This window comes from Rhodopila globiformis, assembly GCF_002937115.1.
In the GTDB taxonomy this organism is placed as follows: domain Bacteria; phylum Pseudomonadota; class Alphaproteobacteria; order Acetobacterales; family Acetobacteraceae; genus Rhodopila; species Rhodopila globiformis.
Genome location: NZ_NHRY01000228.1, coordinates 1 through 5,655 on the forward strand (window position 1 = coordinate 1; position 5,655 = coordinate 5,655).

Genomic DNA, 5,655 nt, shown 5'->3' on the forward strand with positions numbered 1-5,655 from the left:
TCCCATTTGGTGTGATTTAGGCTCTCGAATTCGTCCATTGATGGAACTCCATCAGCGTGTGCTTTGGCGGCTCACGCTCCAGAGTTTCATTGATGGGCGAACCGGGGCCTACCCCCGCAAATGTCAAACTGCTGCTGCCTCCCCGGCAGAGCCGGGGGAACTCCCGGTTACGTTAGCGCTTATGCCGGCAGGCCCGGCTTTGCAGCGCACCCGGCACGGCGCATACTTCCCCACTCGATCAGGAGGCGCTGTCCCATGTCCGCCATCCGGCCGGAATCGATCGCCGCGGCGGATTTGCGGCGGTGCAGCATGAAAGGATGGCGATGCGCACGCTGAAGCAGCCCGGGCCGGTGCATCCGGAACGGATCACGTGGTTCCGCGGGCAGCCGCAACCGTTATGGTTTGCCTTGCCAGCCGGCGCGACGCTGAACCAGGCGCTGAGCGAGCCTCTGGCTGCTGCGGGCCTGCAGTCGGCGACCCTGGTGTTGACCGACGTCGCGCTGAGCCCGTTCCGCTACGTGATGCCCGGCCCGGCCGACGATGCCAGCCATGTCGCCTGGTTCTCCGCCCCGCGCGCGCCGGATGGCATCAGCCGGATCGAGCGGGCGAACGCCACCTTCGGCTGGGCCGGCGGCAAGCCGCTGGTCCACTGCCACGCCGCCTGGACCGGGCCGGACGGCCGCCGCCGCGGTGGCCACATCCTGCCGCAGGAAACCATCATCGCTGAACCGGGCGAGGCGACGGCCTGGGGCTTCGCGGACATCCGCATCCAGGCGGAGGCCGACGAAGAAACGAATTTCACGCTGTTCCAGCCGTCAGGCCGATCGATGCCGGGGGCTGCCGGGATCGTCGCCCGGATCCGGCCGAACGAGGATGTCGTTTCGGCGGTAGAGACGATCTGCGGCAGCAACGGCATCCGCGACGCCGCGGTCCGCGGCAGCCTTGGCAGCCTGATCGGCGCCCGGTTCACCGACGGCAGCCGGATCGACGACCATGCCACCGAGGTCCTGGTGCGCCAGGGCCGTGTCCGGGCCGGTGAGGCGGCGCTGGAACTGCTGGTGGTGGACATGCAGGGCACGGTGCACCAGGGCTGGCTTCAGCGCGGCGAAAACCCGGTGTGCATCACCTTCGACCTGGTGTTAGAGGTCGCTGCGGCGGGGGCCTGATCCGGGGGCGTTACATGCCGCCAGGGCGAGGCGCGCTCCGCGCACGCCGGAGCCGGTTCCGCTGGCAATGGGATGGCGGTTGGCTGGGTTTCGGCTGATGGCGGCCACCGGGGACGGGCGTGCGGGTGGATTGTCCTGACATGTAACCACAGAGGAAAGCTGAGGGTCGCGGAGGGCCACAGGGAAGACGTTTGGGCGCAACGCGCGAGCGCATGACAACCGGCATCGCCGCACCGTGAATCGCCGGGCATCGCCGCATGGCCGGATCGGTGAAGCCGCCTGCCACGACGGCAACACCCGCACCAGGCTGCGCGACGTCCCCCTGACGCTCCGTGGCTCTCCAAGGCCCTCAGTTCTTTCGCTGTGCGAACAGAAATGCGCCATCCACCGCACGGCCGCCGCCCGGGACGCACGAAGCCGCAACTTCCTCCAGTCACCCTCTCACCCGCGGTCGGCCGCGAACGTGTAGCTGCAGAGCACGCCGCTGATCTGCCCGCCCATGTGCGTGCCGGCAACGTGTCCCGCGATCGTTCCGCCATAAATATCGCTGGTGCCTGAGACGGTTCCGTCCGGCGCGATGCTGCCGTGATAGGTCGTCGTGGTGTTCGCCGCGGTGAGGCCGGGTGCGGTTCCGGCGATCTGTGGATGTGGCTGGACATAGACGAACGCGTTGTTCCTGACATCCATCGCGAACGGCGGATCGACCGCGCAGGTCTGCGGGTCGGTTCCGAAGGAAACCGCGGAAACCTTGACCGTGCCCTGGTAATGCCCGTCATACGACGCGGCCGGCGGCGCGGCCAGGGATGTGGCCAGGGGCGTGGCAGGCGGCGGCGGCGCCGGACGGGAACATCCCCAGACGGCGACCGCGCAGCAGACCGGCCAGGGCACGGCCCTCAGGATGGCGCTCAAGGAGTTCATTGCGTTTCCAGATATATTGCGTGTTGGAACTTTGCCCGCCGCCGCAGTCCGGAGCTATGCAGTTTCGGCATCGACGGCCGGTTCACGCCAGGAACCCGGCCAGCCGCCGCAGCAGTTCCGCCGGCTGCTCCTCGGGGATGAAGTGGCCGCAGTTCTCCATCACCCCGCCCTCGACGTTTTCCGCCAGGCGGCGCAGCGACTCGAGCGACTCCGTCCCCCGCCCCCAGGACCGGTCGCCGCCCAGCGCCAGCACCGGCATCGGCAGCTTCGACCGCGCGGCCATGGCGGCGTTGTCGGCGAAGTCCTGCGGGAACGCCCGGTAATAGGCGAACCCGGCCCGCAGCGCGCCCGGCTGGCGGTAGGTGCGTAGGTATTCGGCGATCGCCTCCTCGGGGATCGCATCCGGCCGGGCGCCGTAGGTGCGGTAGAACCAGCCGAGGTAGATGTCCTCCCGCCCCGTCACCAGCGCCTCGGGCAGGTCGAGGGTCCGGTGGAAGCCATGGTGCCAGCGCCGCCCGCCCTGGCTCATGTCCGGGCTGCCGTCGCCCGGGATGGTCACGTCCAGGATCACCAGCTTGCGCACCGCCTCGGGGTGCGCCGCCGCGATGGCATAGGCGGTCGGTCCGCCCCAGTCGTGGCCGACGAGGTGGAAGGCGGAAATCCCCAGCACGTCGTGTACCAGCCGCCAGACGTCGTTGCCGACGGTCTTCTTGTCGTAGCCCTCCGGCGGCCGCGAGGAATCCCCCAGACCGCGCAGGTCGGGCGCGATCACCTGGTAGTGCTCGGCCAGGCCGGGGATGATCTTGCGCCATTCGTACCAGCTCTGCGGCCAGCCGTGCAGCAGCACGACCGGGAAGCCCGATCCCGTCGTCACGTAGTGCAGGCGCACGTCGCCCAGGTCGGCGTGGTGGTGCTCCATCTTTCCTGTCCTCCCCTGTGCCCCTACCATGCCGCCGGACCGACACGGGGGGAAGCATGCACTGGACCGATCGCCGAGAGCGTTACCGCGCGACCATCGCCGGCGAGGCCTGCATCCATCCCGGCTCGGTGCATGATGCCATCTCGGCCCGCATCGCGGAGGAGCTTGGCTTCGAAATCGGCATGTTCGCCGGGTCCATCGCCTCCTTCGCCGTGCTCGGCGCGCCTGACCTGATCGTGCTGACGCTGACGGAGTTCGCGGACCAGGCCTACCGCATCAACCGCGCCGGCAAGCTGCCGCTGATGGTCGATGCCGATCATGGCTACGGCAACGCGCTGAACGTGATGCGCACGGTTCAGGAGCTGGAAACCGCCGGCGTCGCCGCGCTGATGATCGAGGACACGCTGCTGCCGCGCGCGTTCGGCGAGGCGAAGGCGTCGCTGATTTCGCTCGAGGAAGGCGCCGGCAAGATGCGCGCTGCCCTTGCCGCGCGGGAGGACCGGTCGCTGGTCGTCATCGGCCGCACCGGCGCGCCTTCGATCACCGGCCTCGCCGACGGGATCAGGCGGCTGAAGGCGTACGAGGCCGAGGGCGTCGATGCGCTGTTCATCGCCGGCGGGCTGACGCGCGACCAGCTCGACGCCATCGCGGCGGAGGTGAAGGTGCCGCTGATGCTCGGCGGCGTGCCGGAGGCGCTGCTGGACAAAGCGTACCTGGCCAGCCGCGGCGTGCGGGTGGCGCTGCAGGGGCATCAGCCCTTCTCGGCGGCGGTGAAAGCGATCTATGACACGATGAAGGCGCTGCGGGAGGGCACCAAGCCCGCGGCGCTGACCGGCATCGCCTCCCGGGACCTGATGGCGCGCGTCACCCGCGAGGGCGACTACAAGACCTGGACCGAAAAGTTTCTGACCTGATGACCATCCTGACTGGCAAGGCACGACTGGCTGGCATTACCGGCTGGCCCGTTGCCCACTCCCGCTCCCCCCGGCTGCACGGCTTCTGGCTGGAGCGTCATGGCATCGACGGCGCCTATGTGCCGCTGCCGATCGCGCCGGGGAACTTCGCGGCGGCGATCAGGGGGCTGATGTGGGCGGGGTTCGCCGGCGTCAACTGCACCATCCCGCACAAGATCGCCGCCTTCGAGGTATGCGACGCCGTGGAGGACTCCGCCCGCCGCGCCGGCGCCGTCAACACGCTGGTGTTCCGCGACGGGTGCATCGTCGGCAGCAACACCGATGGCTGGGGGTTCCTGGCGAACCTGCGCGCCCACGGCGTCGATCCCGGGGCCGGTCCGGCGCTGATCCTGGGCGCCGGCGGCTCGGCCCGCGCCATCGCGGCGGTGCTGCTGGACCTTGGCGTGCGGGTGACGCTGGCCAACCGCACCCCCGCCAACGCCGAGCGCCTGGCCCGCGAACTGCCCGGTCTGGCGGTCATCGACTGGGATCGGCGGGAGGACGCGCTGGCGGACCATGCGCTGGTGGTGAACACCACGCCGCAGGGAATGACGGGGCACGCGGCGCTGGACCTCGGCCTGGACCGCGCCGGGCCGGGCCTGACTGTCGCCGACATCGTCTATGTGCCGCTGGAGACGCCGCTGCTGGCGGCGGCGCGGGCGCGTGGGCTGCGCTGCGTGGAGGGGCTGGGGATGCTGCTGCACCAGGCCGTCCCCGGCTTCCATGCCTGGTTCGGCGTCGAGCCCTCGGTGGATGACGCGCTGCGCCGCTTCGTCGCGGCCGACCTTCTACCGGCGTGAGGATCATCGGCCTGACCGGCGGGATGGGCATGGGCAAGTCCACCGCCGCCGCCGCCTTCCGCCGCGCCGGCATCCCGGTGTTCGACGCCGATGCCACGGTGCACCAGCTGCAGGCGAGAGGCGGCCGGGCGATCCCGGCGATCGAGGCCGCCTTCCCGGGGACGATCCGCGGCGGCGTGGTGGACCGCGCGGCGCTGCGCCAGGCGGTGCTGGGCAATCCCGGCGCACTGACCCGGTTGGAGCACATCCTGCATCCGATGGTGGAGGCCGAGGAACGCGCCTTCGTCGCCCGCGCCCGCCGTGCCGGCAAGCCGGCGGTGGTGCTGGATATCCCGCTGCTGTTCGAGACCAAGGGCGACCGGCGGGTCGATACCGTCGTGGTTGTCTCGGCGCCGCTGGCGATCCAGATCCATCGCATCGGCCTGCGCCGGCGCATGAGCAAGGCCGACGTCGCGGCAGTGATCGCCCGCCAGATGCCGGACCGGGAGAAGCGCAAGCGCGCCGACGTCGTGATTCAGACCGGGCTGTCGCGGGCGCACACGCTGCGGGCGCTGCGCCGCTTCATCGGCACGCTGCGGCCTTGAGGTGGGGCGGTTGGGGCCTTGTGTTCTGGCCGGCCAGGTCCATGCGCATCAGGAGAATGGAGCCATTCCAACGGCCCTGTCCAGTGGCCGTTCCTGGCTCAGCCAGGTCAAAGGAGAACCGGGCGCTGGCCCCGAACGCGCTTGTTCAGCGGCGCGGGCCGACAGCGGCTTGGCGCCCACTCTCGTCGTCCAATCGCCTTGGCTGTCACCTCTGAAGCGGACACTCCCCCGACCGCAGTCTGATGGCAAGAATGGGTAATTTTGCGTTACAGCAGACCGCAGGCCGGTTGGGACAGGGCGACGGCGCACCCGCAT

The 5,655-nt window shown here is 69.9% G+C and carries 6 protein-coding genes; 4 read left to right on the forward strand and 2 right to left on the reverse strand.

Annotation, left to right across the window (positions count from 1 at the left end):
* Positions 1-302: 302 nt before the first annotated feature.
* Positions 303-1,166: a PCC domain-containing protein gene (locus CCS01_RS22045; RefSeq protein WP_146101898.1), complete on the forward strand. Its 864-nt coding sequence runs from the start codon at positions 303-305 to the stop codon at positions 1,164-1,166.
* 441 nt (positions 1,167-1,607) lie between these two features.
* On the opposite strand, the gene CCS01_RS22050 is transcribed toward CCS01_RS22045, so the two are convergent.
* The gene (locus CCS01_RS22050; protein ID WP_104520921.1) at positions 1,608-2,084 is read right to left on the reverse strand and encodes a hypothetical protein; all 477 of its coding nucleotides are present in this window, start codon (positions 2,082-2,084) and stop codon (positions 1,608-1,610) included.
* 82 nt (positions 2,085-2,166) lie between these two features.
* A complete protein-coding gene (locus CCS01_RS22055) occupies positions 2,167-3,003 on the reverse strand; it encodes an alpha/beta fold hydrolase (RefSeq protein ID WP_204848390.1) in 837 nt (278 codons plus the stop codon).
* A 56-nt stretch (positions 3,004-3,059) separates the two neighbouring features.
* Between CCS01_RS22055 and CCS01_RS22060 the strand changes: the two genes are divergently transcribed.
* From CCS01_RS22060 to coaE, 3 genes are read left to right on the forward strand one after another with little or no spacing between them, the layout of a single operon-like run.
* Entirely contained in the window at positions 3,060-3,917 is an 858-nt protein-coding gene (locus tag CCS01_RS22060) for an isocitrate lyase/PEP mutase family protein (protein WP_104520923.1), read from the forward strand.
* Positions 3,917-4,756: a shikimate dehydrogenase gene (locus CCS01_RS22065; protein ID WP_104520924.1), complete on the forward strand. Its 840-nt coding sequence runs from the start codon at positions 3,917-3,919 to the stop codon at positions 4,754-4,756. The genes CCS01_RS22060 and CCS01_RS22065 overlap by 1 nt, the downstream gene beginning before the upstream one ends.
* Complete coding sequence (gene coaE / locus CCS01_RS22070) at positions 4,753-5,340, forward strand: dephospho-CoA kinase (RefSeq protein ID WP_104520925.1); 588 nt, start codon at positions 4,753-4,755, stop codon at positions 5,338-5,340. The genes CCS01_RS22065 and coaE overlap by 4 nt, the downstream gene beginning before the upstream one ends.
* Positions 5,341-5,655 lie beyond the last annotated feature (315 nt).

Coding starts and splice junctions, on each gene's coding strand:
- CCS01_RS22050 (WP_104520921.1), bottom strand. CDS start 2,084: ATGAACTCCTTGAGCGCCATCCTGAGGGCCGTGCCCTGGCCGGTCTGC.
- CCS01_RS22055 (WP_204848390.1), bottom strand. CDS start 3,003: ATGGAGCACCACCACGCCGACCTGGGCGACGTGCGCCTGCACTACGTG.
- CCS01_RS22060 (WP_104520923.1), top strand. CDS start 3,060: ATGCACTGGACCGATCGCCGAGAGCGTTACCGCGCGACCATCGCCGGC.
- CCS01_RS22065 (WP_104520924.1), top strand. CDS start 3,917: ATGACCATCCTGACTGGCAAGGCACGACTGGCTGGCATTACCGGCTGG.